Annotated in this window: 26 protein-coding genes and 2 pseudogenes; 12 read left to right on the top strand and 16 right to left on the bottom strand. The window is 59.7% G+C overall.

Features of this window, described 5'->3' with window-relative positions:
- Positions 1–183 precede the first annotated feature (183 nt).
- The 3 genes and pseudogenes from ACWKV4_RS18700 to ACWKV4_RS18690 all read right to left on the bottom strand — a co-directional run.
- Positions 184–521, bottom strand: a pseudogene (locus ACWKV4_RS18700) (SPFH domain-containing protein); the annotation flags it as partial.
- Entirely contained in the window at positions 520–663 is a 144-nt protein-coding gene (locus tag ACWKV4_RS18695; protein WP_483833601.1) for a hypothetical protein, read from the bottom strand. The pseudogene ACWKV4_RS18700 and the gene ACWKV4_RS18695, both read right to left, overlap by 2 nt.
- Before the next feature lie 18 nt (positions 664–681).
- Positions 682–1,086 carry a YkgJ family cysteine cluster protein gene (locus ACWKV4_RS18690; RefSeq protein WP_483833600.1) on the bottom strand — a complete coding sequence of 135 codons (405 nt, stop codon included), beginning with the start codon at positions 1,084–1,086 and terminating at the stop codon, positions 682–684.
- Between the two features lie 173 nt (positions 1,087–1,259).
- Here ACWKV4_RS18690 and ACWKV4_RS18685 point away from each other — a divergent pair, with 173 nt between their 5' ends.
- Entirely contained in the window at positions 1,260–3,713 is a 2,454-nt protein-coding gene (locus ACWKV4_RS18685; RefSeq protein ID WP_483833599.1) for a glycogen/starch/alpha-glucan phosphorylase, read from the top strand.
- Between the two features lie 261 nt (positions 3,714–3,974).
- Positions 3,975–4,982: a class 1 fructose-bisphosphatase gene (locus ACWKV4_RS18680; protein ID WP_483833598.1), complete on the top strand. Its 1,008-nt coding sequence runs from the start codon at positions 3,975–3,977 to the stop codon at positions 4,980–4,982.
- 42 nt (positions 4,983–5,024) lie between these two features.
- On the opposite strand, the gene ACWKV4_RS18675 is transcribed toward ACWKV4_RS18680, so the two are convergent.
- Together ACWKV4_RS18675 and ACWKV4_RS18670 are read right to left on the bottom strand one after the other, a co-directional pair.
- The gene (locus tag ACWKV4_RS18675) at positions 5,025–5,789 is read right to left on the bottom strand and encodes a methyl-accepting chemotaxis protein (RefSeq protein WP_483833604.1); all 765 of its coding nucleotides are present in this window, start codon (positions 5,787–5,789) and stop codon (positions 5,025–5,027) included.
- A 90-nt stretch (positions 5,790–5,879) separates the two neighbouring features.
- A pseudogene (locus tag ACWKV4_RS18670) lies at positions 5,880–6,905 on the bottom strand (HAMP domain-containing protein); the annotation flags it as partial.
- Between the two features lie 207 nt (positions 6,906–7,112).
- Between ACWKV4_RS18670 and ACWKV4_RS18665 the strand changes: the two are divergent.
- The 8 genes from ACWKV4_RS18665 to mdoH all read left to right on the top strand — a co-directional run bounded on the left by ACWKV4_RS18665 (position 7,113) and on the right by mdoH (position 15,827).
- Positions 7,113–7,331 carry a hypothetical protein gene (locus ACWKV4_RS18665; RefSeq protein WP_483833597.1) on the top strand — a complete coding sequence of 73 codons (219 nt, stop codon included), beginning with the start codon at positions 7,113–7,115 and terminating at the stop codon, positions 7,329–7,331.
- Positions 7,332–7,413: 82 nt separating this feature from the next.
- Complete coding sequence (locus tag ACWKV4_RS18660; RefSeq protein ID WP_483833596.1) at positions 7,414–7,989, top strand: lipocalin family protein; 576 nt, start codon at positions 7,414–7,416, stop codon at positions 7,987–7,989.
- A 26-nt stretch (positions 7,990–8,015) separates the two neighbouring features.
- Complete coding sequence (locus ACWKV4_RS18655) at positions 8,016–8,867, top strand: ABC transporter permease (RefSeq protein ID WP_483833595.1); 852 nt, start codon at positions 8,016–8,018, stop codon at positions 8,865–8,867.
- Entirely contained in the window at positions 8,864–9,676 is an 813-nt protein-coding gene (locus tag ACWKV4_RS18650) for a quaternary amine ABC transporter ATP-binding protein (RefSeq protein WP_483833594.1), read from the top strand. The genes ACWKV4_RS18655 and ACWKV4_RS18650 overlap by 4 nt, the downstream gene beginning before the upstream one ends.
- A 175-nt stretch (positions 9,677–9,851) precedes the next feature.
- On the top strand, positions 9,852–10,823 hold the full coding sequence (gene pip / locus ACWKV4_RS18645; RefSeq protein ID WP_483833593.1) for a prolyl aminopeptidase: 972 nt from the start codon (positions 9,852–9,854) through the stop codon (positions 10,821–10,823).
- Positions 10,820–11,257 carry a D-aminoacyl-tRNA deacylase gene (dtd, locus tag ACWKV4_RS18640; RefSeq protein ID WP_483833592.1) on the top strand — a complete coding sequence of 146 codons (438 nt, stop codon included), beginning with the start codon at positions 10,820–10,822 and terminating at the stop codon, positions 11,255–11,257. The genes pip and dtd overlap by 4 nt, the downstream gene beginning before the upstream one ends.
- 273 nt (positions 11,258–11,530) lie before the next feature.
- Positions 11,531–13,270, top strand: a complete 1,740-nt coding sequence (locus ACWKV4_RS18635; RefSeq protein ID WP_483833591.1) for a glucan biosynthesis protein G — start codon at positions 11,531–11,533, stop codon at positions 13,268–13,270.
- Positions 13,263–15,827, top strand: coding sequence for a glucans biosynthesis glucosyltransferase MdoH (gene mdoH, locus ACWKV4_RS18630; protein ID WP_483833590.1), 2,565 nt, complete (start codon positions 13,263–13,265; stop codon positions 15,825–15,827). The genes ACWKV4_RS18635 and mdoH overlap by 8 nt, the downstream gene beginning before the upstream one ends.
- An 88-nt stretch (positions 15,828–15,915) precedes the next feature.
- On the opposite strand, the gene ACWKV4_RS18625 is transcribed toward mdoH, so the two are convergent.
- Genes ACWKV4_RS18625 through ubiE form a run of 9 tightly spaced genes read right to left on the bottom strand, consistent with a single transcriptional unit; the run spans position 15,916 to position 21,970 of the window.
- A complete protein-coding gene (locus tag ACWKV4_RS18625; RefSeq protein ID WP_483833589.1) occupies positions 15,916–16,623 on the bottom strand; it encodes a 16S rRNA (uracil(1498)-N(3))-methyltransferase in 708 nt (235 codons plus the stop codon).
- Positions 16,620–17,408 carry a twin-arginine translocase subunit TatC gene (gene tatC, locus ACWKV4_RS18620; RefSeq protein ID WP_483833588.1) on the bottom strand — a complete coding sequence of 263 codons (789 nt, stop codon included), beginning with the start codon at positions 17,406–17,408 and terminating at the stop codon, positions 16,620–16,622. Before tatC ends, ACWKV4_RS18625 begins: the two co-directional genes overlap by 4 nt.
- Positions 17,405–17,878, bottom strand: a complete 474-nt coding sequence (gene tatB, locus ACWKV4_RS18615; RefSeq protein WP_483833587.1) for a Sec-independent protein translocase protein TatB — start codon at positions 17,876–17,878, stop codon at positions 17,405–17,407. The genes tatC and tatB overlap by 4 nt, the downstream gene beginning before the upstream one ends.
- A 3-nt stretch (positions 17,879–17,881) precedes the next feature.
- Entirely contained in the window at positions 17,882–18,166 is a 285-nt protein-coding gene (locus ACWKV4_RS18610; protein ID WP_483833586.1) for a twin-arginine translocase TatA/TatE family subunit, read from the bottom strand.
- A 25-nt stretch (positions 18,167–18,191) separates the two neighbouring features.
- On the bottom strand, positions 18,192–18,527 hold the full coding sequence (locus tag ACWKV4_RS18605) for a phosphoribosyl-ATP diphosphatase (RefSeq protein ID WP_483833585.1): 336 nt from the start codon (positions 18,525–18,527) through the stop codon (positions 18,192–18,194).
- Positions 18,520–18,918 carry a phosphoribosyl-AMP cyclohydrolase gene (gene hisI, locus ACWKV4_RS18600; RefSeq protein ID WP_483833584.1) on the bottom strand — a complete coding sequence of 133 codons (399 nt, stop codon included), beginning with the start codon at positions 18,916–18,918 and terminating at the stop codon, positions 18,520–18,522. The genes ACWKV4_RS18605 and hisI overlap by 8 nt, the downstream gene beginning before the upstream one ends.
- A gap of 51 nt (positions 18,919–18,969) precedes the next feature.
- Positions 18,970–20,580 (bottom strand): ubiquinone biosynthesis regulatory protein kinase UbiB, encoded by a 1,611-nt coding sequence (gene ubiB, locus ACWKV4_RS18595; protein WP_483833583.1) that lies wholly within the window; start codon positions 20,578–20,580, stop codon positions 18,970–18,972.
- Positions 20,577–21,200, bottom strand: a complete 624-nt coding sequence (locus tag ACWKV4_RS18590; RefSeq protein ID WP_483833582.1) for a ubiquinone biosynthesis accessory factor UbiJ — start codon at positions 21,198–21,200, stop codon at positions 20,577–20,579. Before ACWKV4_RS18590 ends, ubiB begins: the two co-directional genes overlap by 4 nt.
- Positions 21,200–21,970: a bifunctional demethylmenaquinone methyltransferase/2-methoxy-6-polyprenyl-1,4-benzoquinol methylase UbiE gene (gene ubiE, locus ACWKV4_RS18585; RefSeq protein ID WP_483833581.1), complete on the bottom strand. Its 771-nt coding sequence runs from the start codon at positions 21,968–21,970 to the stop codon at positions 21,200–21,202. Before ubiE ends, ACWKV4_RS18590 begins: the two co-directional genes overlap by 1 nt.
- A gap of 120 nt (positions 21,971–22,090) precedes the next feature.
- On the opposite strand from ubiE, the gene ACWKV4_RS18580 reads away from it, so the two are divergent.
- The gene (locus tag ACWKV4_RS18580) at positions 22,091–22,366 is read left to right on the top strand and encodes a polyhydroxyalkanoic acid system family protein (RefSeq protein ID WP_483833580.1); all 276 of its coding nucleotides are present in this window, start codon (positions 22,091–22,093) and stop codon (positions 22,364–22,366) included.
- 102 nt (positions 22,367–22,468) lie between these two features.
- Positions 22,469–23,074 carry a phasin family protein gene (locus ACWKV4_RS18575; protein ID WP_483833579.1) on the top strand — a complete coding sequence of 202 codons (606 nt, stop codon included), beginning with the start codon at positions 22,469–22,471 and terminating at the stop codon, positions 23,072–23,074.
- Between the two features lie 78 nt (positions 23,075–23,152).
- Here ACWKV4_RS18575 and ACWKV4_RS18570 read toward each other — a convergent pair whose 3' ends face one another.
- Positions 23,153–23,530 carry a gamma-butyrobetaine hydroxylase family protein gene (locus tag ACWKV4_RS18570; RefSeq protein ID WP_483833578.1) on the bottom strand — a complete coding sequence of 126 codons (378 nt, stop codon included), beginning with the start codon at positions 23,528–23,530 and terminating at the stop codon, positions 23,153–23,155.
- 51 nt (positions 23,531–23,581) lie between these two features.
- Positions 23,582–24,919, bottom strand: a complete 1,338-nt coding sequence (gene hslU / locus ACWKV4_RS18565; protein WP_483833603.1) for an ATP-dependent protease ATPase subunit HslU — start codon at positions 24,917–24,919, stop codon at positions 23,582–23,584.
- Positions 24,920–24,938 lie beyond the last annotated feature (19 nt).

Genomic DNA, 24,938 nt, shown 5'->3' with positions numbered 1-24,938 from the left:
GAAGTCTTTTGAGTACTTACCCATGAAAAACGCCCCATAAGGTTGGATAGGTGTCCAACATTTGGGGCGCAGTTCATGTTGTAGGAGCCAGCAGAACTGGCGAACAGTACGTCTATTGGTTATGAACTATGGCGTATCTTCGCGAGCTTGTGCTCGCTCCTACAAGCGGTAGAGGCCACCGTAGCTGGTAGAGAGTTTTTCCATCGCTGTGATGTATTTCTCCCCCAGAAGATAAATCATGGGGCCGGTATCGGTGCCGATGGCGGTCTTGACCCGTTCGATGACTTGGGCCGACGCATTGGCCAGGTCACCTGAGCATCGCCGTCGCGTTTGGCGGACTCCAGCCGGGCTTCGGCCTCAAGAATAGCGGCGGTTTTGGCGCCCTCGGCTCGCGTAACCGTTGCCTTACGCTCCCGTTCGGCCGCCGCTTGCAACTCCATGGCCCGCTGCATGGACTCGGACGGCTTGATGTCCTGGATTTCCACCGAGCGAATGGTAATGCCCCAGTCAATGGTCTGCTTATAAGCGCACCTTGCCGCGCTGGAACGGCGTAACGGCCACGGTCAACAGGCCCACTTCGCCTAGGGCGTCCTCTGTCGACCACTGAGGGCCGCGCTGGGCGCTGGTCTTGAACACTTTGAACCAGAGCAGGGTAAGTACCACCGAGGCCAGCCCAACGCTTTAGCGTGCTACCGGCTTGGGCTTGTAGGCACAGTATCCAGGCCGAGGGCCAACCTTGGGGTGATTACGGCAGGTGTCCGGACGCTTGTCATAGATAGTGCACAGGCGGCTTTTACGGTCCAGGTAGAGGCAGTCATCGTTGCTCATGCGGGTCAGGGTGAAGATGCCGCTCTTCTGATTAAACCGCTCGATGATGCCGTCCTTTTGCAGCCGTTTGGCCACGTTTTTAGGGGGCTCGTCTTTCTCGAACTCATCCACTACCCCGATGCGGATCAAATCCTTGATGCGCACTTCTACCGGTAGCGTGCAGCAACTGGAAATGCAGCCACCGCACATATGGCTGGCGTACTTTTGCCACGTTTCGAGGCGGTCAAGCTCGGCGGCGGCGATCAGGGTGGGCTTCATGGCAGGGCATCTTAACAATCGGGCGCGCGATGATACCTGCCCTGGTGGTGGGTTCAATGGCCGTTCGTACCTTTGCCAGAAAGAGTTTCTCGAACCCGCCCTACCGCCCTTTGGTCGAACCGTCTAGGCTCACTCCACCGCTGTTGAAAATTTTCCGCCATTGAGGGCTGCAAATGTCTCAGGAACCGCTCACCCGAAAAGTCAAAGTCGATGTGGACGAATTTCGTGCCGCTGTACTCGCCAAACTGACCTACGCGGTTGGCAAAGACCCAGAGCACGCATTCGACCATGACTGGTTCGAGGCCATCGCACTGGCCGCGCGTGATCATATGGTCGATCACTGGATGGACCATACCCGGCAGATTTACCGCAGCCAGCAGAAGCGGGTGTATTACCTCTCGTTGGAGTTTCTGATCGGTAGGTTATTGGTAGATAGCCTGAGCAATATGGGTATCCTGGACATCGCCCGCGAGGCCCTTGATGGCTTGGGGGTCGACCTGGACAAAATCCGCCTGCTGGAACCCGACGCCGCACTGGGTAACGGCGGCCTGGGCCGGCTGGCTGCGTGCTTTATGGAAAGTATGTCCACCCTGGGTGTGGCTGCCCATGGCTACGGCATTCGTTACGAGCACGGGTTGTTCCGCCAGGCCATTATCGATGGTTGGCAGCAAGAACAGACCGAAAACTGGCTGGATTTCGGCAACCCTTGGGAGTTCGAGCGGCCAGAGGTGATCTACCCCATCAGCTTCGGAGGCCATGTAGAAGGCACCGTGGAGCCCGATGGCACACCTCGGCAGGTATGGCGCCCAGCAGAAACCGTACGTGCGGTCGCCTATGACACGCCTGTGGTCGGATGGCGCGGCGCCAGTGTGAACACCCTGAGGCTGTGGCGCGCCCGTGCCATGGAAGACCTGCACCTGGAGCGCTTCAACGCAGGTGATCACTTGGGCGCCGTGGCCGACGTGGCCCGCGCTGAAAGTATCTCACGCGTGCTGTACCCCGCCGACAGCACCGAGGCCGGTCAGGAGCTGCGCCTGCGCCAAGAGTACTTCTTCGTCTCGGCGTCGCTGCAAGACCTGCTACGGCGGCATATCAACGCTTACGATACGGTCAACTCCCTGGGTGAGCATGCTGCCATCCAGATGAACGACACACACCCTTCCATCGCCGTGGCCGAGCTGATGCGCCTGCTGGTGGATATTCACCAGCTGTCGTGGGACGAAGCCTGGAAGGTCACCGTAGAAACCCTTTGCTACACCAACCACACGCTATTGCCGGAGGCGCTGGAAACCTGGCCAGTAGGGTTGATGGAGCGCATGTTGCCGCGTCATATGCAAATCATCTACCTGATCAACGCGCAGCACATTGATGGCCTGCGCGAGAAGGGCTTGGACGACGTCGATCTGCTGCGCACGGTGTCGCTGATCGAAGAAGGACACGGCCGCCGGGTGCGTATGGGCAACCTGGCGTTCCTCGGCTCGCATAGCATCAATGGGGTGTCTGCACTGCACACCGACTTGATGCGCAGCACGGTGTTCTCTGACCTTAACAGGCTGTACCCCGAGCGTATCAACAACAAAACCAACGGCATTACCTTCCGCCGCTGGCTGTTCCAGGCCAACCCCAAGCTGACCTCCATGCTGGTGGACAAGCTTGGCGCGGGCGTACTGGACAACCCGGAAACCCTGCTCAAGGGGCTGGAAGCTTTTGCCGATGACGCGGCCTTCCAACGCCGCTTCGCCGACCAGCGCCTGCACAGTAAGGAGGCCTTGGCACGGATCATCCAAGAACGCCTGAGTGTCACGGTAGACCCAAAGGCGATGTTCGACATCCAGGTCAAGCGCATCCACGAGTACAAGCGCCAACTGCTTAACCTGCTACACACCGTGGCGCTGTATCAGGCCATGCGCGCCACCCCGGAAAAACCCTGGGTGCCACGGGTGAAGATTTTCGCGGGCAAGGCCGCGGCCAGTTACTATCAGGCCAAATTGATCATTAAGCTGGCCAATGACATTGCCCGCACGGTCAACAACGACCCAACGGTACGAGGCTTGCTGAAGGTTGCCTTCCTGCCCAACTACAACGTGAGCCTGGCCGAAAGCATCATGCCCGCGGCGGACCTGTCTGAGCAGATCTCCACCGCCGGCTATGAAGCCTCCGGCACCAGTAACATGAAGTTCGGACTTAACGGGGCCTTGACTATCGGTACCCTGGACGGCGCCAACGTGGAAATGTGTGACCACGTGGGGGCTGAGCATATGTTTATCTTTGGCTTGAAGGCGGACGAGGTAGAAGCCCGCAAGCAGGCTGGCGATTACAGCGCGCACCAGGAGGTCGCCAAGTCCCACCGTCTCAACGATGTGCTGCAAGCCATTCGCGGTGGCGTGTTCTCGCCAGATGATCCATCCCGCTATGCAGGCCTGATCGACGGCTTGCAGAGTTACGATCATTTCCTGGTGTGCGCGGACTTCGAGTCCTATTGGGCCGCGCAGATGAAAGTCGAAGAGTTGTGGCGCCACCCCAAACAATGGTGGCGTTCGGCGATTCTCAATACCGCGCGCATGGGCTGGTTCTCCTCCGACCGCACCATCCGCGAGTACGCGCAGCAAATCTGGAAAGCGCTGTGATCGCCACCCGCTTGGGTTAGAACTATTCCAGGCTTTGCCTGTTCCTACAAAACCTGTGGGGCAAGGTGAAGCCTGGAAGACGCTACCTACAAGGCTTTTATTATCTGAACTCCGTTTCATTCCAGCGGTCTGACGGCGAGCCGCTAGCCTGCGGCCCGCGCATGGCCGTGTAGTTATATTCCGTACATAGCCCTGGTTGACCTTCCCCCTGTAAACTGCGCGGGTTTTGACACCCCCCTTTCCGGAACCGGAGCTTGTCCCATGTCGTCCGTAACCCTGAGTCGCTACCTGATCGAGCAGACGCGCAGCAATAATACCCCCGCGGACCTGCGCTTCCTTATCGAGGTGGTCGCCCGCGCGTGCAAGGCCATTGCCCATCAGGTGCAAAAAGGCGCCCTGGGCGGGGTGCTGGGCAGCATGGGTACCGAAAACGTACAGGGTGAAGTGCAAAAGAAACTGGACGTGCTGTCCAACGAAATCCTGCTAGAAGCCAACGAATGGGGCGGCCACCTGGCAGGGATGGCGTCCGAAGAAATGGATGACGCTTACCAGATTCCAGGCCGATACCCCAAGGGCGCCTACCTGCTGGTCTTCGACCCTCTAGACGGCTCTTCCAACATCGACGTGAACGTGTCCGTAGGGACTATCTTCTCGGTACTTCGCTGCCCGGACCAGTACCTGAGCCAGAACGACGCGCTTAACGAGCAGGCCTTCCTGCAGCCAGGTACTCGCCAGGTCGCCGCCGGTTATGCGATCTACGGCCCGCAGACCATGCTGGTGCTCACGCTAGGCAACGGCGTGATCGGCTTTACCCTGGACCGTGAGCTGGGCAGCTTCGTGCTGACCCACGAGAACATTCAGGTTCCGGAAAGCACCGCTGAATTTGCCATCAACATGTCCAACCAGCGTCACTGGGAAGCCCCGGTCAAGCGCTATGTGGATGAGCTGCTGGCAGGCAAGGACGGCCCGTTGGGCAAGGATTACAACATGCGCTGGGTCGCGGCCATGGTCGCGGACGTACACCGCATCCTGACCCGTGGCGGCTTGTTCATGTACCCTCGCGACTCCCGCGAGCCGTCCAAGCCGGGCAAGCTGCGCCTGATGTACGAAGCTAACCCCATGTCCTTCCTGATCGAACAGGCGGGTGGCATGGCGACTGATGGCCACCAGCGCATTCTGGATATTCAGCCTGAAGGGCTGCACCAGCGCGTAGCGGTCTTCCTGGGTTCGAAGCAAGAAGTCGAGCGCGTGACCGGTTACCACCAGTAATCGATGCAAAGGCCCCCGCCAGCAATTGGCGGGGGTTTGCCGTTAGATCCTGAAGCTGCCTACCAACTGCCGCAAGCGGCTCACTTGGCTTTCCAGTTCGCCACAAGCCTTGAGCGTGGACTGTAGGTTCTCTACGCCTTCCTGGTTCAGGGTATTGATCTCAGTGATGTCCTGGTTGATCGCTTCTACCACAGCGGTCTGTTCTTCCGTGGCGGCAGCTACCGACTGATTCATGCCGTCGATTTCGCCAATGCGCTGGGTCACGCTGTTAAGGCGGTCCCCCGCCTGATTCGCGACCTGCACGCTGGCTTCGCTCTGGCGTTGGCTTTCGGTCATGGTATTGACTGCCTGACGCGAGCCCTGTTGCAGGTCTTCGATCAAGGCTTGTACCTGACGGGCAGACTCCTGGGTACGGTGCGCCAGGTTGCGAACCTCGTCTGCCACCACGGCGAACCCACGACCCGCTTCGCCAGCGCGGGCGGCTTCGATCGCAGCGTTCAAGGCCAGCAGGTTGGTTTGCTGGGAAATGCCGCTGATCACCTCAAGAATTTGCCCAATATTTGCTGTATTGCTGTTCAAGGTCTCGATATTGCCGCACGAGTCACTGATGTTGGAGGACAGCTCGCCCAGGCTTTCGATGGTGCGATGAACGACCTGCTGGCCCTCGGTCGCCAGGCCACGGGCCACACCCGAATGCTGGGAGGCCAAGGCTGCGTTTTGTGCGATTTCCTGAGCAGCCGCGCCCAATTCGTTGATGGCTGCCGCCACACTACTGGTGCGCCCGGCTTGTTGGTCAGAGTTGTGCATCGAGGCATTCGAGGTTTCCACCACACGCAAGGCCACTTGGTTGACCTGAGCGGTGGCTGAAGCCACTTCGCGAATGGAGTCGTGGATACGCTCCACAAACTGGTTGAACGACTGCCCCAGGGTACCGAACTCGTCCTTGCCATGGATGACCAGGCGGCGAGTGAGGTCGCCTTCGCCCGCGGCGATGTCTTGCAGTGCGCGATTCATCACATGCAAAGGTGCCATCAGCACGCGGATCAACAGACCCAGCAAGGCGATGATTGCTACCACGGCAATCACCATGGCCACTACCGCTGACGAGCGGAACTCGCCGAGCATGGCGAAGGCCGCGGACTTATCCAGCACCGTGGCGATATACCAATCCGCCGAGGGCACGCCTTTAAGGGGCGTGAAAATCATGAACTGGTCTTTGCCGTCGACTTCGACTTCCTTCAGGCCCAGCGTGAGGGCCGGGGTGCCCCGCGGGTAGGCATCGGTCAAGGATTTGAGCGCCAGCTTGGCGTCTGGATGGATCAATACCTTGCCTTGGGCACTGACGATAAACGCCAGGCCATGGCCGCCAAAATTAAGCGAGTTGATGATGTCGCTCACTTGCCCCAGGTCGATGTCTGCCCCGGCTACGCCGAGGGTTTCATTACCGCGCTGTACGGGGGAGGCGACGGTGATCACCAGCTTGCCCGACGAAGCTGCAACGTAGGGCTCGGTAACGATCGTTCGGCCAGCGCTATTGGCAGCCTTGTACCAGCCACGGGCCCGAGGGTCATAGTCCGCGGCACGGCTTCCCGCAGGCACCGAGAACATCACGCCATCACGGCCGCCAAAATAGCTGAGCTGGAAATTAGCCGGGTACACCGGTAGGCCAATGATCTGCGGCAGGCTTTCGCGGTCGGCGGCGCTGACCGCTACCTGTTGGCTCATGGACTCTACCAGCTGCATGCGGCTGGTCAGCCAGGTTTGTACGTTACTGGCAGTGAGCGCGCCCACCTGAGCCAGCGAGGTTTCGGTTTGCGCCCGCAAGGTTTGGCGTTGGCGGTAATCGTTGAACAGCGTGAAGCAGGCAAACGCGAGTGCCACGATCAGGCCCGCCACCAGCAAGATTTTATGGCTGAATTTCATATTGGAGGTCATGGGGCTAAGGGCTCAGGGCAAGTGCGGTAAGAACCCTTGCTTAAAGGGTGCGTTATCGACTGGATCGGCCATCGGGGCGCAAACTCGAGGGCATTCAAGATGAATATGTGTCGTCATCAGTAAGGCGTTCCAGCGTGTAGGAACCTCATCCTTGGTCAGACCGTCCAAGCCCCACGGCAACTGACAGGAATAGCCATGACCGAACAAGACCTTCCCGAGAAGATCGGGCGCGCCATCGACCGGCGCATCGCTGCCATCAGCCGGGCCGACAGAGGCCCTGAGACGGTACTTATGACAGGTATGGCGCTGGGTTATATAGCAGCGCTCTATGACGCCGGTGTGATCGACCCCCCCTTGCGCCTGGAACTGGAGCGTAAGGTGCAGGCACTGGAGCCCTCCGAAAGCACTGAATGATGGGCTATCTTGGTAGCGAGCCTGGTTGCAGCTCGTGGTTACAGGCCGTTGCAGCGCATCTGGACCTTAGGAGTAAAGAAGCATGGCTAACCGTTACAGCGTTTTATCCAACCTGGGCAAAGTGGCGTTGCTGTTGATCTGCGGCGGCCTTATCGTGGCCTGCAGCAATTCGAACAACCGCGAAATGGCGCCCAAGACCGTAGGCAAGGTCGACCTCAAGCGTTATCAGGGCACGTGGTATGAAATTGCCCGCCTGCCGATGTTCTTCCAGCGTAAGTGCGTGCAGTCCGAGGCCCACTATGGCCTTAATGCCGACGGCACCGTGGCGGTGCTTAACCGTTGCAAAACCAAGGACGGCAGCTGGGAAGAGGCCAAGGGTACCGCCACGGAACAAGTGCCTGGCCAGAGCGACAAGCTATGGGTGGAGTTCGATAACTGGTTCTCCCGCCTGGTACCTGGGCTTACCAAGGGCGATTATTGGATCATCGACCTGGACGACAACTACAGTGAAGTGGTCGTTGGCGACCCTGAGCGCAAGTACCTGTGGTTGCTGGCACGCACCCCTACGGTAAGCGAAGAGACTAAGCAGCGTATGTTGGCCCGTGCCCGCCAGCATGGGTATGACACCTCCAAGCTGATTTGGCGCGCGCCCGATTAAGCCTCAGCCTAAGACGAGTGCCGCGTATGTTTCCCGACAGCCTCACGTTTTCCATCGCCGGGTGGGTCAATACCTGGGTCGATCAACTGGTAGGTCGCTATGGCGATACCCTGCGGCAGGTGTCCGACACCCTGCTCACGCTCTTGATATGGCTCGAGAGCCTGTTGCGGGCGACCCCTTGGTGGGTAGTGTTGCTGCTGGTTGGCGCCCTGGCCTGGCATGCCAGCCGGCGCTGGTACATCGCCCTGCTGATGGCCGCGTTGCTGTTTTTGGTTGGCGCCGTGGGCTTGTGGGACAAACTGCTGCAGACTCTGGCACTGGTAGTGGTCGCCACCACCCTGACCATCCTGCTTGGCGTGCCGCTGGGGATGCTTGCGGCCCGCTGCGCACGGTTACGGGCGGTGCTGCTGCCGTTGCTGGATGTAATGCAAACCCTGCCCAGTTTCGTTTACCTTATCCCTGTATTGATGCTGTTTGGCCTGGGCAAGGTCCCGGCGATCTTCGCCACCTTGGTGTATGCCATCGCGCCGGTGATTCGCCTGACCGACCTTGGCATCCGCCAAGTAAACAAAGAAGTGATGGAGGCCGTAACCGCCTTCGGTGCCAGCCCCTGGCAGCAACTGGTTGGCGTACAACTGCCGTTGGCATTGCCCAGCATCATGGCGGGGATCAACCAAACCATCATGATGGCACTGTCGATGGTGGTGATCGCATCGATGATCGGCGCCCGTGGCCTGGGCGAAAACGTACTGGCCGGGATTCAAACCCTCAACGTGGGCAAAGGCCTGGAAGCGGGCTTGGCTATCGTCGCCCTGGCGATCGTGATCGACCGGATTACCCAAGCCTATGGCAAGCCACGGCAAAGGGCAGGCAAATGAGCGCTATCGAATTGCGGCAGGTCACCAAGGTGTTTGGGCGCCACCCCGAACGTGCGCTGGCGCTGCTGGATCAGGGCGCCAGCAAGGCACAGATTCTCGAAAAAACTCAATGCGTAATAGGGGTGGCTAATGTTTCGCTGAGCGTTGAAGCAGGCGAAGTGTTCGTGATCATGGGGTTGTCGGGCTCAGGCAAATCCACTCTGGTACGCCACCTCAATCGCCTGATCGACCCTACCCGTGGCGAAATCATCGTGCAAGGCGAGAACGTATTAGGCTATGGCCCTGGGCGCCTGCGCGAGCTGCGTCGGCGGCAGATCAGCATGGTCTTCCAGGGCTTTGGTTTGCTGCCCCACAAGAACGTAGTAGATAACGTCTCTTATGGCTTGCGTGTGCGTGGAGAGCCCAGCGCTGTCAGCCATGAACGTGCCCATCATTGGATCGAACAGGTGGGCTTGGCGGGCTACGCCGAGCACTGGCCGGAGCAACTCAGCGGCGGCATGCGCCAGCGTGTTGGCCTGGCCCGGGCCCTGGCCAGTGATACCCCCATTTTGCTGTTAGATGAAGCCTTCAGCGCGCTGGACCCGCTTATTCGCGCCGACCTGCAAGAGCAACTGCGTGGCCTTCAGGCCAAGCTGCACAAAACCATCGTATTCATTACCCACGACCTAGACGAGGCCCTACGCCTCGGTGACCGCATTGCCATTATGCGAGACGGCCGGCTGGTGCAGGTAGGCACGCCCGAGCACATTCTTCAGAACCCGGCTGATGATTATGTCAGCCGGTTCGTTCAGCGCAGAACGGGTGTTTGATCCCGAACGGGTCTCTACAGGCCTGCGCTTTGGTACAACCGTCATGCCACCCTCTAGCAAGCGCGCCCGTCTGATCCCGCACTGGTAGCCGTTCGGCGCTGCGTTTAGGCAAGCACATTGCGGCAAATCGGGTTTATGATGGCTCACGGCTGAACAAACCCTGATGGAGCGCCCGATGCTGACCCTGTATCCGCAGATCAAACCCTATGCACGGCATGATCTGGCCGTGGACGAGCCGCATGTGCTGTACGTGGATGAAAGCGGGTCGCCCGAGGGTCTGCCGGTGCTATTTATTCACGGTGGCCCTGGTTCAGGGTGCGACGCCGCCAGCCGCTGCTATTTCGACCCCAATCTCTACCGTATCGTGACCTTCGACCAGCGTGGCTGTGGCCGATCCACGCCTCACGCCAGCCTGGAGCGCAATACGACCTGGGACCTGGTGCAGGATATCGAGCGTATTCGCGAACACCTGGGGATCGATAAATGGGTGCTGTTCGGTGGCTCCTGGGGATCCACCCTGGCCCTGGCGTACGCGCAAACGCACCCCGACCGGGTGCATGGTTTGATTCTGCGGGGGATTTTCCTCTGCCGCCCGCAAGAGCTTCAGTGGTTCTATCAGAGCGGTGCGAATCGGATGTTCCCAGACTACTGGCAGGATTACCTGGCGCCCATTCCTGTTGAAGAGCGCGGCGACTTGCTCAAGGCTTTCCACAAACGCCTGATCGGTAGCGACCAGATCGCCCAGATGCATGCCGCCAAGGCCTGGTCAATTTGGGAGGGCCGCACGGCTACCTTAAGGCCCAATCCCTTGGTGGTGGACCGCTTCTCCGAGCCGCAACGGGCGTTGTCCATCGCCCGTATCGAAACCCATTACTTCGTTAATAATGCCTTCCTGGAGCCCAATCAGCTGGTCCGGGATGTGGACAAGATCGCCCATTTGCCCGCAGTGATCATCCATGGTCGCTATGACGTAATCTGCCCGCTGGACAACGCGTGGGAGCTGCATCAAGCCTGGCCAAACAGCGAGCTGCAAGTGATCCGCGACGCCGGGCACGCCAGTTCCGAGCCTGGCATCATCGACGCTCTGGTACGGGCTGCCGACCAAATGGCGCGTCGCCTGCTGGACCTGCCTCTCGAAGAAGCATGAGGGGGCTATTGCAGCGGGTCGCCAACGCCAGGGTAGAGGTAGCAGGGGAAGTGATCGGCGCCATCGATCAGGGTTTGCTGGTGCTGGTTGGCGTAGAGCCGGGTGATACCGCGGCGCATGCCGATAAACTTCTGCACAAGCTGCTCAATTACCGGGTGTTCAGCGATAGCGAAGGCCGCATGAACCGTTCCGTGCTGGAGGTGCAGGGAGGGTTACTGCTGGTCTCGCAGTTTACCTTGGCGGCGGATACCCGCAGCGGCATGCGCCCTGGCTTCTCCACCGCGGCACCGCCCGAGCAGGCTCGTGAGCTGTTCGATTACCTGCTTGATCGAGCCAGGGTGGCCCTGCCCACTGCCCAAAGCGGGCGCTTTGGCGCGGACATGCAGGTTCACCTGGTCAACGATGGCCCGGTGACCTTTATGCTCCAAGTATGAGCAATACGGGCGCTGACGGGCTTCAGTGCTGGATGAAAATGCTGCCTTGTAGCAGAAATTCTTCTTTCAACCTGATGCGTTGTGCCGCGCTGTGCTAGATAATCGCGCGCCGGGAGGGCTGTGTGCCCGATTCCCGGTTTTGTTCTAACTTGAGTATTAGACCGGCGGTCATTAGGGAATCATTAAGCCCTTTTGGAGTCGGAACAGTGCTCGCCAACCCGGCAACCGCAGCTGGCCGTTGGTTCAATGATTCTGTTACGGCGAGGGTAGCTCGTGATTGTAAGTCCGTGTAACACACCAGGAACAACCGGCAAACGCCTGCGCAAGGCGCTAGTGGCAGGCTCGGCGCTGTTCTGCCTGCTTGGCGCTGGGCAACTATGGGCGTTCAGTCTGGACGACGTTGCCGCCAAGGCGAAGGACCTTGCCGGACAAAAGTACGAAGCTCCAAAAAGCAACCTCCCACCGTTGTTCCGCGATATGAAGTTCGCGGATTACCAGAAGATCCAGTTCCGCGCCGACAAGGTCGAGTGGGCGGACGACAAAACCCCCTTCAAGTTGTCGTTCTATCACCAGGGCATGCACTTTGATACGCCGGTGAAGATCAACGAGGTCACCGCTACCACGGTAGAGGAAATCAAATACGACCCTTCCCGGTTCAATTTCGGGGACGTGCAATTTGACCCCAAGAGCACCGAGAACCTGGGCTGGGCGGGCTTGCGCGTGCTGTACCCGATCAACAAATCGGATAAGCAAGATGAAGTCATGACCCTGCTGGGCGCCAGTTACTTCCGGGTGATCGGCAAGGACCAGAACTACGGCCTGTCCGCGCGTGGCCTGGCCATCGACACCGCGCTGCCATCGGGTGAAGAGTTCCCACGCTTTACCGAGTTCTGGGTAGAGAAGCCAGAGCCACAAGACAAGCAGTTGGTCATCTATGCGCTGCTCGATTCCCCTCGGTCCACCGGTGCTTACCGCCTGGTGTTGCGCCCAGGTACCGACAGCGTGGTGGACGTTCAGTCCCGCGTATACATGCGTGACCGTGTGAGCCGCCTGGGCGTGGCGCCGCTGACCAGCATGTACCTGTTCGGTGCCAACCAGCCTTCACGCGTACTTAACTTCCGCCACGAGTTGCATGACTCCAACGGCCTGTCGATCCACGCCGGTAATGGCGAGTGGATCTGGCGCCCATTGAATAACCCCAAGCACTTGAGCACCAGCAGCTTCACCGTTGAGAACCCTAAAGGCTTTGGCTTGTTGCAGCGCGCTCGTGAGTTCAGCCGCTTCGAAGACCTGGACGACCGTTACGACCGTCGCCCGAGCGCCTGGATCGAACCCCGTGGCGATTGGGGCAAGGGCACCGTGGAATTGGTGGAAATCCCAACCGCTGATGAAACCAACGACAACATCGTTGCGTTCTGGAGCCCGGAGCAAATGCCTGAACCAGGGCAGCCGTTGGAACACAGTTATCGCATCCACTGGACCACTGACGAAGTCGGGCTGCACTCGCCCGACATCGCTTGGGTCAAGCAAACCCTACGTTCGACTGGCGACGTGAAGCAGTCGAACCTGGTTCGCCAGCCTGATGGCAGCCTGGCCTTCCTCATCGACTTCGAGGGGCCTAAGCTCAAATCGCTGCTGGACGATGCCGGCGTGCGTAGCCAAGTGAGCGTGAGCGATAACGCGGAGCTGGTCGAAAATAGCGTGCGCTACAACCCGATGACCCAGGGCTGGCGCTTGACGCTGCGCATCAAGGTCAAAGACGGCGCCAAGCCTGTGGAAATGCGTGCGGCACTGGTACAGGACATCGTGCCTGAAGACGTGCCCAAGCCTGTGGTCGAGGCCAAGGCTGAAGAGCCAAGCCACGGCCACAAGAAGAACGCCAAGCATGAAAAGGCTGCCGAGAAGGCCGCCGCGCCTGTGGAAGCGCAGCCAGCGCCGCAACCGGCTGAACCGGTCAAGACTGAAGAAGTGTTGACTGAAACCTGGAGCTATCAGTTGCCTGCCGATGAGTAAGCCAACCGAACGACCAGAAACGCTGGCAGAGTACTTGGCGCATTTGCCCTTGAACGACGCTCAGCGCGCGGAGCTGGCCCAAAGCGGCTCCTTTACCGAGCTGCACCAACGCCTTTCCCAGCCTCGCGCGGCTGGGGAGGGCGGCGAGGCAATGAACGCCCACCTGGCGCTGGATTCCGCCGCCGAGTTGGAAGAACACGAGCTGCTTGAGGTGGATGCCAATGGCCGTGTGCGGCTAAAGGCCACGCCACCTATCCGCCGTACCAAGATGGTTCCAGAGCCTTGGAAAACCAACGTCGTGGGGCGGGTATGGCATCGGCTGCAGGGCAAGGGCACGCCGCCGCAGCCAACTAGCGACAAACGTGATCTGCCCAAGGCACGCTGGCGCATGGTGGGGTCGATCCGCCGTTATATCCTGCTGATACTGATGTTGGGTCAGACCCTCGTGGCTGGCTACTACATGAAAGGCATCCTGCCGTATCAAGGCTGGGCAATGGTTGACCTTAACGAAGTCGCGCATCAGCCGCTGCTGCAAACGGCTCAACAAGTGCTGCCCTACGTTTTGCAAACCACCATTTTGATCCTCTTCGGCATTCTGTTCTGCTGGGTGTCCGCAGGCTTCTGGACAGCCCTTATGGGCTTCCTCGAGCTGTTGACCGGGCGGGATAAATACCGCATCTCCGGCGCCAGCGCGGGTAACGAGCCTATCGAAGCAGGCGCGCGCACTGCGTTGGTCATGCCTATCTGTAATGAGGACGTGCCACGGGTGTTCGCCGGCCTGCGCGCCACCTTTGAATCGGTAGCGGCCACTGGGGACCTGGATCGGTTCGACTTCTTTATCCTCAGCGATACGTACAACACCGACATCGCCGTGGCTGAGCAACAGGCCTGGCTGGACGTGTGCAGGGAAACCAAGGGCTTCGGCAGGATCTTCTACCGTCGCCGCCGCCGCCGTGTGAAGCGCAAGAGCGGTAACCTGGATGACTTCTGCCGCCGCTGGGGCAGCGATTACCGTTACATGGTGGTACTCGACGCAGACAGCGTAATGAGCGGCGAATGCCTGACTTCCCTGGTGCGGCTGATGGAAGCCACTCCGGATGCGGGTATCATTCAAACCGCGCCCAAGGCGTCTGGCATGGACACCCTGTATGCGCGCTTGCAACAGTTCGCTACCCGCGTGTACGGCCCACTGTTCACCGCGGGCCTGCATTTCTGGCAGTTGGGTGAATCCCACTATTGGGGGCACAACGCAATTATTCGCATGAAGCCCTTTATCGAGCACTGCGCCTTGGCGCCGTTGCCCGGCAAGGGTGCCTTCGCCGGTGCCATTTTGTCCCACGACTTCGTCGAAGCCGCGCTGATGCGCCGCGCTGGCTGGGGTGTGTGGATTGCCTATGACCTGCCGGGTAGCTATGAAGAGCTGCCGCCCAACCTGTTGGACGAGCTCAAGCGGGACCGCCGTTGGTGCCACGGCAACCTGATGAACTTCAGGCTGTTCCTGGTCAAGGGCATGCACCCGGTTCACCGCGCGGTGTTCCTGACCGGTGTGATGTCTTATCTGTCAGCACCCTTGTGGTTCTTCTTCCTGGTGCTCTCCACTGCGCTGCTGGCGGTTAACACGCTGATGGAGCCCACCTATTTCCTTGAGCCACGGCAGCTGTACCCGCTCTGGCCACAGTGGCACCCGGATAAAGCCATCGCGCTGTTCTCCACTACCATCGTGCTGCTGTTCTTGCCCAAGCTGCTTAGCATCATCCTGATCTGGGCCAAGGGCGCCAAGGAGTATGGCGGTCGTATTCGTGTAACCCTTTCCATGCTGCTGGAGATGTTCTTCTCCATGCTGCTGGCGCCGGTTCGGATGATCTTCCATACCCGCTTCGTACTGGCCGCGTTCCTGGGTTGGGCTGCGACCTGGAACTCTCCGCAGCGGGACGACGATTCCACGCCTTGGGGGGAAGCGGTACGTCGCCACGGCCCGCAAACCCTGTTGGGCCTGTGCTGGGCCGTGCTGGTGGCCTCGCTTAACCCAAGCTTCCTGTGGTGGCTGGCGCCTATTGTGGTGTCACTGATGCTGTCAATCCCGGTGTCGGTGATTTCCAGCCGCACCAACCTGGGCTTGCGCGCCAGGCAAGAGAAGATGTTCCTCATTCCAGAGGAATACAACACGCCTCAGGAACTGGTGTCGACCGATACATACACCCACGACAATCGCCAGAATGCGCTACATCAAGGCTTTGTCCGGGCCGTGGTAGATCCTCGTCAAAACGCGCTGGCTTGCGCCCTGGCCACCGCGCGCCATGGCCAGGCTCGGCCCGTAGAGGCGATGCGTGAAGTGATGGTCAGCAAAGCGTTGGTCGGTGGGCCACAAGCCCTGGATGGCAACGCCCGGTTGTACCTGCTGAGCGACCCAGTGGCCCTGAGCCGCCTGCACGAGCAAGTGTGGGAGCGTCACGATGAAGCGTGGCTGGGTGCCTGGCGAGCCCTTGTGGCCGCTGCCCCGCGCGTTACCAATTTGCCGTCACAGCCTATGGCTGGTGGTACCTTAGCTAGCATGTAACACGCTATCGCTCACTCCTACGTTAATGATGATGTAGGAGCGAGCGACAGCTCGCGAACAGGTATCATCGGCAAGGCAACCCCCCCCTTCAGAACAACCGCGAAAGCAGCGCCGTTACTGCGGTTTCTACTCTCAGAATGCGCTCGCCCACCTGTACTGGTGCAAAGCCGGCTAGCTGCAACAACTCCACCTCGTAAGGAATCCAGCCGCCCTCAGGGCCAATGGCCAGGGTTACGGGGCCGTTCACCGCGCGCGGGCAAGTCGGGTAGGGGCCGGGGTGTGCGATTAGGCCTTGGGTACCTTGCGCCAGTATTCCCAGGCGGTCCTCCACAAAAGGTTTGAAGCGCTTCTCGATGAGCACTTCCGGCAAGACGGTATCCCGGGCCTGTTCAAGACCAAGCACTAACTGCTCGCGGATCGCTTCTGGCGTAAGAAAGGGAGTTTGCCAAAAGCTTTTCTCTACTCGGTAGCTGTTGACCAGAATCAACTTCGACACGCCTAGGGTGGCAACGGTCTGGAACACCCTACGCAGCATCTTCGGCCGGGGCAGCGCCAGTACCAGCGTAAGGGGCAGCTTGGTGGGCGGAGGACGATCGAAGGCCACGCGTAGCTCGGCGTGGGTGTCGCTCAAGGCTTCGATATGCCCTTCGCCGATTAACCCACCCAGGCAGCCCACGCGCAAGCTATCGCCCACCTGCGCGCGGTGAACCTCCCGCATGTGAACCAGGCGGCGGCCAGTGAGGCTCACGCGACCCTCGCCGGTAAAGTCCCCGGCTTCCAGTAGCAACAGGTTCATGGGCGAGTCGCGGGCGGTTGATCGTTCTCTTCGGCAGCGTCCGCGGCTTCTTCGCTGCGTTTGCGAATCAAGGCACCAAAGAGCACACCTACCTCAAACAGCAGCCACATGGGAACGGCGAGCAGAGTTTGCGAGAAGATATCCGGTGGGGTAAGGATCATGCCCACCACGAAGCAGCCAATGATCACGTAAGGGCGAGCCTTTTTCAGGGCTTTTACATCCACTACCCCGATCCACACCAGCAGTACCACCGCCACGGGGATTTCGAAGGCCACGCCGAAAGCGAAAAACAGCGTCATCACAAAATCAAGGTAGCTGGTGATGTCCGTCATCATGGACACCCCATCCGGAGTGGCCGCGGCGAAAAACTTGAACATCAATGGAAATACTACGAAGTAGGCAAAGGCCATGCCCGCGTAGAACAGCAGGATGCTGGACACTAACAACGGAATGGCGATGCGCTTTTCATGCCGGTACAAGCCTGGTGCCACAAAACCCCACACCTGGTGCAGGATCATCGGGATTGCCAGGAACAATGACACCGTCATGGTGAGCTTGAAGGGCGTAAGAAATGGCGAAGCCACATCGGTGGCGATCATGGTCGCGCCCGGCGGCAGGTAGGCCCTCAACGGCGCGGATACCAGGGTGTAAATCTGCTGGGCAAACGAAAACAGCCCGGCAAACACCAGAAAGATCACCGCCACGCAGCGTAGTAGGCGGGTACGGAGTTCGGTCAGATGGGAGACCAGCGGCATCGGCTGGTCGTCTTCGGGGATCGTACTCATGGCGCGGGCGTGGAATCCTGATGCGTGCGCGGGTCACGCGCAACGGTTTCGGCGTCAGACGTAGGCGTAGGTGGTGCGTCGGGTGTGGCGGCAGGTGGGTTATTCCCTGGCACATAAGCCGAGCCAGGCGCGAGTGCTACCGGTGTACCCGCCGTAGGCTGGGTCGGGCCCGGCGGCGTAGGGGCATGAGGTGCATGAATCGACGGCGACGGCGTCTGGTGGCCATGGGGGTCAACCAGCTTGCGGGCTTCCTGCTCGAGGGACTGGATATGCTCGTTGTGCAGTTGACGGCGGATTTCGTCCGCACCCAGCTCCCGCTCTATTTCGGTTTTGATAGAGTTGAAACTACGCTTGAGCCGGCCGATCCACAGCCCGGCGGTGCGGGCCGCTCCAGGTAGCCGCTCTGGCCCAAGCACCAGCAGGGCTACCAGCCCTACCAGCAGCAACTCACTGAAACTGATCCCGAACATGACTCAATCCCTGGTGGGGTCTTTACGCAGAGGGTCATCCACGCGCGTGTGCTGGCCGTCCAGGGTCGTGGGCTGGGCAGGCTGTACAGGGGGCGTGATGGGCGAGGTGGCTTGAGGGTGCACCGGCTGTTGCGGTTCGCCGGGTTTGTCATCGTCGTTCATGGCCTTGCGAAAGCCCTTGATGGACTCACCCACATCAGTACCCAGGTTTTTCAGCTTCTTGGTGCCGAATACCAGCACTACCACGATAAGAATGACGATCCAGTGTTTCCAGTCAAAGATACCCATGAGCAGCTCCGTGAAAGAATAAGGTTCAGGCGGTCGGCTGGCGTGCCGCTTTTTCCGCGTGGCCCGAAAGCCCAAAGCGGCGCTCGAGTTCATCCAGCACCGCTTGCGGATGTTGGCCAAGCGCGGCGAGCATCACCAGGCTATGGAACCATAAATCGGCGGTCTCGTAGATAACATCGGCGCAATCGCCGCTGTGTTCGGCGTCCTTGGCGGCGATGATGGTCTCGACGGACTCTTCGCCGAGTTTTTCCAGAATCTTGTTCAAGCCCTTATGGTACAGGCTGGCAACGTAAGAACTATCCGCCGAGGCGCCCTTGCGGGCTTCCAGGACCTCTGCCACGCGGGCGAGGGTATCATTCATGGGTATGCCTCTGATAAATAGCGGTTGGGTCCTTCAGTACAGGTTCGGCGATATGCCAGGCGCCGTTCTCGTACACCCGATAGAAGCAGCTTTCCCGCCCGGTATGACAGGCGATGCCGCCCAGTTGCTCAACCATCAGGACGATCACATCGGCGTCGCAGTCCAGGCGCATTTCATGCAGTTTTTGCACATGGCCCGATTCCTCGCCCTTGCGCCATAACTTGCCACGAGCGCGCGACCAGTAGATGGCGCGCTGCTCCTGGGCGGTGAGGGCCAGGGCTTCACGGTTCATCCAAGCCATCATCAACACGCGCCCTGTGCGGTGATCCTGGGCAATGGCCGGTACCAGGCCATCGCTGTTCCAGTTGATCTCGTCCAGCCAGTTTTCCATCATTCGCTCCACTGCATATTGGCTTAGTGTGCCAGCCTCACTTGGCACTGGCTATCCGCGGACCACCAGATACACCCCGCACACCACCATTAACCAGGCGGGCCAGCCTTCGAGGCTGTTCACCGCGGCGCCCGTGGCGGCCATGAACACGCCACCGGTCAGCAGAATCCCGCCCACCACGCGCAAGGCAGCCTGTTCACTGCTGCGGCGCCATGGTGGAGGTGGGTCTTTGCGATGCGGCTGGGACATACGTTCCAGCAAGTCGCGGGTCATGTTGGCCATATGTGGCAACTGCTCCACCTGCGCGTACATGTTGCGCAGCATGGTGCGCGGGCTCATGCGCTCGCGCATCCACCGCTCCAGGAACGGTTGGGCAGTTGCCCAGAGGTCCAGATCCGGGTAGAGCTGGCGACCCAGGCCTTCGATGTTAAGCAAGGTTTTCTGCAGCAGCACCAGTTGCGGTTGCACTTCCATGTTGAAGCGCCGTGCGGTTTGGAACAGGCGCATCAACACCTGGCCGAAGGAAATATCCTTGAGTGGCTTTTCAAAAATGGGCTCGCACACTGTACGGATCGCAGCTTCGAACTCATTGAGCTTGGTTTCAGCCGGCACCCAGCCCGAGTCGATGTGCAACTGGGCCACTCGGCGATAATCGCGCTTGAAGAAGGCGAACAGGTTGCGAGCGAGATAATCCTGGTCTTCTGGCGTGAGGCTGCCGACGATGCCGCAGTCGATGGCGATATAGCGCGGGTCCCATGGCGTGACGGTACTGACGAAGATATTCCCTGGGTGCATGTCGGCATGGAAGAAACTGTCACGGAACACCTGAGTAAAGAAGATTTCCACACCACGTTCGGCCAGCAGCTTCATGTCGGTGCGCTGGTCGGCCAGGGTGGCCATGTCGTTCACCTGAACGCCATAGATGCGCTCCATCACCAGCACCTTCGGGCGGCACCAGTCCCAATAGATCTGGGGCACATACAGCAGGTTGGAGTCTTCGAAGTTGCGCCTGAGTTGGCTGGCGTTCGCAGCCTCACGCAACAGGTCGAGTTCGTCGTAGATGGTCTTCTCGTAGTCCGCGACTACGTCTACAGGGTGCAGTAGGCGGGCATCGGCCGATACACGCTCAGCCATGCGCGCCAGGATGAACAGCCAGGCGATATCCTGGCTGATGATCGGGCGCAGCCCAGGGCGCACCACCTTGACTACCACCTCTTCGCCGGTTTTGAGCCGGGCCGCGTGAACCTGCGCTACAGAAGCGGAGGCCATGGGCTCTACATCGAAGCGGCTGAACACGCTAGTGATCTTCATGCCCAGCTGGGATTCGATCAGTTGCATGGACTGCTTGGGGTCGAAGGGCGGAACCCGATCCTGCAGCAGCATCAGCTCATCGACAATGTCTTCAGGCAGCAAGTCTCGGCGGGTGGACAAGATCTGCCCGAACTTGATGAAAATCGGCCCCAGGTTTTGCAGCGCAAGCCGCAGGCACGCACCACGGCTAAGTTGCCGATTGCTGCGGGGGAACCAGCGCCAAGGCATGGCCAAGCGGAATATTCGCAGCCACCACGGCAAGGGCAGGGCGAGGATCAGGTCATCGAGGCGGAAACGAATGGCAACGCGCAAGATGCGGAACAGACGAAGTACGGCGGCGAGCAGCTTCATGCGTTATCGCTGGCTTCAAGGGTTCGGAGCAGGCGGTCGAAGCGCGCCTGCAGGCGGTCGGTCTGTAGCTTGAGTTCGTCCAGCTCTCGCAGGCGCGCTTCGGCTTCTCGCTTTCCGACCAGGGTTCGGGTTTCTTCGTTCAAGTAATCGGCAAGGGTAGTCAGCAGCCGATCGCCCCCACGGCGGGCCCAATTAGCACGCAAGCGTAGGTGGCCGCCCAACAGCGCGGTAGGCACGGGCCCTACCCAGCGGGCAAGTTCGTACTCCCAGTCAAGCTCCAGGCTTTGCAGGATCGAAGCCAGCTCCATCAGTGCCCCGCTTTCACCGCTGAGGGTCACCTCCGGCGCGTGCAGCACACGGGTTTTATCCTTGCGCACTGCCAGTTGCAGCAACAGCGACAAGGGTGCGCGCAGCGTGCAGTCGACTGGGGCATCCCAGCGCCGCGCGAGGGTCAACCCCTCCGAGCCTGGGATCAGGTACAGCTGCTGCCGTGGCTGCACGCAGTCCACCAGTATCACCTGGCCAGTCAGCCGCGCCAGGCGCGGAAGCGCAGTGCTGTCCAAACGTAGCGTGGCATTGAGCCCCGCCTCCACGGCGGCCAGCAAGGCGTCGGTGAGCATCAGGGCTTGATGCCCCGGTGCAGGGCAACGATGCCCGAGGTCATATTGTGGTAAGTCACGCGGTCGAAGCCGGCATCCACCATCATGGCCTTGAGGGTTTCCTGATCAGGGTGCATGCGGATGGATTCGGCCAGGTAGCGGTAGCTTTCCGAGTCGTTGGCGATGAGCTTGCCCATCATTGGCATGAACGCGAAGGAATAGGCATCGTAAGCCTTGGACATCATCTTGCTGGTGGGCTTGGAGAATTCCAGCACCAACAACCGGCCACCAGGCTTGAGCACGCGAAGCATGGAGCGCAACGCGTCTTCTTTGTGGGTCACGTTGCGCAGGCCAAAAGCGATGGTCACGCAATCAAAGTGGTTGTCCGGGAAGGGCAGCTTTTCGGCATCTGCCTGAACGAACTGCACATTGCCCGCCACGCCGAGATCCAGCAGGCGGTCACGGCCTACCTTGAGCATGGAGGCGTTGATGTCCGCCAGTACCACTTCGCCAGTAGGGCCTACCAGTTGAGAAAATTTGCGGGTCAGGTCGCCGGTACCGCCAGCGATGTCCAACACCCGGTTGCCCAGGCGAACACCCGACAGCTCGATGGTGAACCGCTTCCACAGCCGGTGCATGCCGCCTGACAGCAGGTCGTTCATTACGTCGTACTTGGCCGCGACCGAGTGGAACACGTCCGCGACCTTTTTCGCCTTCTGGCTTTCAGGAACGTTCTGGTAGCCGAAGTGAGTAGTGGGTTCGGCATCGCTGCCTTTGCGCTGATCGTTCATATCTGTCACCGGGAAAATTACGGGTCATTCTAATCGGCCCCGGTAGCTTTTGTCTTGGCGTATGGAACAGGCCGCCAACCGCGTTAAGATACCGGGCATTTTTCAGCATTCGAGGTGGTGATGAGTCAAATTCGGGTAGAGCGCAAACACCAGTTGGGTAAAGAAGTCGCCAAGCAAAAAGCCGAGCGCCTGGTGGACAAGCTGGTGAGCAAGTACGACATGACCGCCGAGTGGAACGGTGATGTGGTAGACCTTAAGCGCAGTGGGGTTACAGGCCAGGTAGCGGTGGGCGATGACAGTGTAGTGGTGGAGCTGAAACTGGGCATGATGCTGTCGATGATGGGGCCGATGATCGAATCGGAAATTGACCGCGCGCTGGATAAAGCCCTGGCCTGATACCGACAATGCTTTCTGCCAGTACGGAACAAACGTGCGTGAAATTCGACCAATGGCAGGCGCTGGTGGAATCCGCCGCCCGCGGCCAATGAGGAGCGCATCATGGCAGGTAAGAAGAAGGTAGAAAAAGACACCACTTCCTGGATGGGCAACGTGCAGAAGCACTCCCGTCAGATCTGGCTCGCCGGTTTAGGCGCCTACGTTCGCGCCAGTGCCGAGGGCACCAAGGCGTTCGATGCGCTGGTCAAGGAAGGCGAAAAAGCTGAGAAGCAAACACGGGGCGATGCGGCCAAGCTGGCCGAAACCGCGATATCCGCCAGCAAGGCCAAGGCCAGCCTGAGCAAAACCAAGATAAAGCCGGCCAACAGCCTGCCCACTGGGGGCGACAACCTGGACAGTCGTCTGCACACCGCCATCTCGCAACTGGGTGTGCCAAGCCGTGACGAAATCACCGCGCTGAACACCAAGGTGGACCAACTGACTCAGGCACTGGAGCGCTTGACCAGCAACGGTACCTCGGCCCAACCCGCCCCAGCGTCTCAGCCCAAGCCGGCGGTTTCCAGAAGCACTCCCACTCGGGCAACCAAGGCTAAGCCCTTGGCCGGTGCCGTGGAGCAAGCTGTAACAGAGAAAAAAACCAGGGTACGCAAAGCGCCAGTGGCGGCCGATGCCGCCCCGGTTGCCCAGGGTACCCTGCCTCAGGCCTGAACAATCCATTAAGCGACTGCCTGCCGCTCGTGCTCAAGCAGGGCGCAGGCATCAGCTTTCAGATTTACGCTTTGAAACCTAGGGCACGAACCTGACAACGGCTTCTTGTGGGTCTCGGCTTTTACCGGCCGCATACAGCGTATCTAGATACGCCTGCCATAAGGTGTCGTACCGGGTGGCCAATTCGTACAGGTAGTCCCAGGTATACAACCCGCTGTCATGGCCGTCATCAAACGTCAGCTTGAGCGCATATTGCCCGGCAGGCTCCAGGCCAACAAGGCCCACGTTCAATTTTCCGTACTGGAGCACAGGCTTGCCGTGCCCTTGTACCTCGGCAGAGGGTGAGTGCACCCGCAGAAACTCCGCGCTTAGCTCGTATACCTCGTTTAGCCCATAGGTAAGCTTAAGGGTTTTCGAGGCCTTGTGCAGGTTGATGGCGGTAGGGAAGCGGGTCATGTGCTGCTCGAAGGCGTAGGACAGCAAGGGCCCCGTAGGGCCCTGCCGTGGTCACAGAATATAACGTGAGAGGTCTTCGTTCTGCGCCAGCTCACCCAGGTGACTGTCGACATAGGCGGCATCGATCAGGATCGGCTCGCCGTTGCGAACGCCGGCCAGGTCGGCGGCACTAAACGATACTTCCTCAAGCAGCCGCTCCAGTAGCGTATGCAAGCGGCGGGCCCCGATGTTCTCGGTTTTCTCGTTTACCTGCCAGGCAATCTGCGCCAGGCGCTTGATGCCGTCGGGTTGGAACTCGACACCCAGGCCCTCGGTTTTCAACAGTTCACGGTATTGCTCGGTCAGGGACGCATGCGGTTCGCTGAGAATGCGCTCGAAGTCTTCTGGCGACAACGCCTTAAGTTCTACCCGAATAGGCAAACGCCCTTGTAGCTCAGGTACCAGGTCGCTGGGCTTGCTCAAGTGGAATGCCCCGGAGGCGATAAACAGGATATGGTCGGTTTTGACCATGCCCAGTTTTGTATTGACCGTACACCCCTCGATCAGCGGCAACAGGTCGCGCTGTACGCCTTCCCGTGAGACGTCGGCGCCGCCTACGTTACCGCGTTTGGCAACCTTGTCGATTTCATCGATGAACACGATGCCGTGCTGCTCGACGGCTTCAAGGGCCTGGGCCTTGAGCTCTTCTTCATTGACCAGGCGGCCAGCTTCTTCTTCGCGCACCAGCTTGAGCGCTTCCTTGACCTTGAGCTTACGGGCCTTGCGACGGCCCTTGCCCATGTTGGCAAAGAGGTTCTGCAACTGGCTGGTCATTTCTTCCATGCCAGGTGGAGCGGAGATATCAACTCCCACAGCCTCGGCAACTTCGATTTCGATTTCCTTATCGTCTAATTGGCCTTCGCGCAGGCGCTTACGGAACAACTGACGGGTATTGGAATCGCTGCTAGGGGCTGGGTCTTCGGTGAAGCCTGCGCGTGCTGGGGGCAACAGAGCATCAAGAATGCGGTCTTCGGCGGCGTCTTCAGCCCGATGCTGCACCTTGAGGACTTCTTGCTCGCGCAGCAGCTTGATGGCGGCATCTGCCAAGTCGCGAATGATGGATTCCACGTCCCGCCCTACATAGCCCACTTCAGTGAACTTGGTGGCTTCGACCTTGATAAAGGGGGCATTGGCCAGTTTAGCCAGGCGACGGGCGATTTCGGTCTTGCCCACGCCAGTGGGGCCGATCATAAGAATGTTCTTCGGGGTTACCTCGGCGCGTAGCTCCACGGGGAGCTGCATGCGGCGCCAACGGTTTCGCAGGGCGATAGCGACGGCGCGCTTGGCATCGTCCTGGCCAATAATATGGCGGTTGAGTTCGTGGACGATCTCGCGGGGGGTCATGGACATGGCGTTAACGGCCTCGGGC

This window comes from Pseudomonas artemisiae (assembly GCF_057128685.1).
Note: the sequence above shows the minus strand (reverse complement) of the source record. Positions and strands in the feature narration are given on the sequence as shown.

Excerpts from the sequence above, each read along its gene's own strand:
- ACWKV4_RS18690 (WP_483833600.1), bottom strand. The coding sequence starts at position 1,086 with ATGAAGCCCACCCTGATCGCCGCCGCCGAGCTTGACCGCCTCGAAACG.
- ACWKV4_RS18685 (WP_483833599.1), top strand. The coding sequence starts at position 1,260 with ATGTCTCAGGAACCGCTCACCCGAAAAGTCAAAGTCGATGTGGACGAA.
- ACWKV4_RS18680 (WP_483833598.1), top strand. The coding sequence starts at position 3,975 with ATGTCGTCCGTAACCCTGAGTCGCTACCTGATCGAGCAGACGCGCAGC.
- ACWKV4_RS18675 (WP_483833604.1), bottom strand. The coding sequence starts at position 5,789 with ATGCACAACTCTGACCAACAAGCCGGGCGCACCAGTAGTGTGGCGGCA.
- ACWKV4_RS18665 (WP_483833597.1), top strand. The coding sequence starts at position 7,113 with ATGACCGAACAAGACCTTCCCGAGAAGATCGGGCGCGCCATCGACCGG.
- ACWKV4_RS18660 (WP_483833596.1), top strand. The coding sequence starts at position 7,414 with ATGGCTAACCGTTACAGCGTTTTATCCAACCTGGGCAAAGTGGCGTTG.
- ACWKV4_RS18655 (WP_483833595.1), top strand. The coding sequence starts at position 8,016 with ATGTTTCCCGACAGCCTCACGTTTTCCATCGCCGGGTGGGTCAATACC.
- ACWKV4_RS18650 (WP_483833594.1), top strand. The coding sequence starts at position 8,864 with ATGAGCGCTATCGAATTGCGGCAGGTCACCAAGGTGTTTGGGCGCCAC.
- pip (WP_483833593.1), top strand. The coding sequence starts at position 9,852 with ATGCTGACCCTGTATCCGCAGATCAAACCCTATGCACGGCATGATCTG.
- dtd (WP_483833592.1), top strand. The coding sequence starts at position 10,820 with ATGAGGGGGCTATTGCAGCGGGTCGCCAACGCCAGGGTAGAGGTAGCA.
- mdoH (WP_483833590.1), top strand. The coding sequence starts at position 13,263 with ATGAGTAAGCCAACCGAACGACCAGAAACGCTGGCAGAGTACTTGGCG.
- ACWKV4_RS18625 (WP_483833589.1), bottom strand. The coding sequence starts at position 16,623 with ATGAACCTGTTGCTACTGGAAGCCGGGGACTTTACCGGCGAGGGTCGC.
- tatC (WP_483833588.1), bottom strand. The coding sequence starts at position 17,408 with ATGAGTACGATCCCCGAAGACGACCAGCCGATGCCGCTGGTCTCCCAT.
- tatB (WP_483833587.1), bottom strand. The coding sequence starts at position 17,878 with ATGTTCGGGATCAGTTTCAGTGAGTTGCTGCTGGTAGGGCTGGTAGCC.
- ACWKV4_RS18610 (WP_483833586.1), bottom strand. The coding sequence starts at position 18,166 with ATGGGTATCTTTGACTGGAAACACTGGATCGTCATTCTTATCGTGGTA.
- ACWKV4_RS18605 (WP_483833585.1), bottom strand. The coding sequence starts at position 18,527 with ATGAATGATACCCTCGCCCGCGTGGCAGAGGTCCTGGAAGCCCGCAAG.
- hisI (WP_483833584.1), bottom strand. The coding sequence starts at position 18,918 with ATGGAAAACTGGCTGGACGAGATCAACTGGAACAGCGATGGCCTGGTA.
- ubiB (WP_483833583.1), bottom strand. The coding sequence starts at position 20,580 with ATGAAGCTGCTCGCCGCCGTACTTCGTCTGTTCCGCATCTTGCGCGTT.
- ACWKV4_RS18590 (WP_483833582.1), bottom strand. The coding sequence starts at position 21,200 with ATGCTCACCGACGCCTTGCTGGCCGCCGTGGAGGCGGGGCTCAATGCC.
- ubiE (WP_483833581.1), bottom strand. The coding sequence starts at position 21,970 with ATGAACGATCAGCGCAAAGGCAGCGATGCCGAACCCACTACTCACTTC.
- ACWKV4_RS18580 (WP_483833580.1), top strand. The coding sequence starts at position 22,091 with ATGAGTCAAATTCGGGTAGAGCGCAAACACCAGTTGGGTAAAGAAGTC.
- ACWKV4_RS18575 (WP_483833579.1), top strand. The coding sequence starts at position 22,469 with ATGGCAGGTAAGAAGAAGGTAGAAAAAGACACCACTTCCTGGATGGGC.
- ACWKV4_RS18570 (WP_483833578.1), bottom strand. The coding sequence starts at position 23,530 with ATGACCCGCTTCCCTACCGCCATCAACCTGCACAAGGCCTCGAAAACC.
- hslU (WP_483833603.1), bottom strand. The coding sequence starts at position 24,919 with ATGTCCATGACCCCCCGCGAGATCGTCCACGAACTCAACCGCCATATT.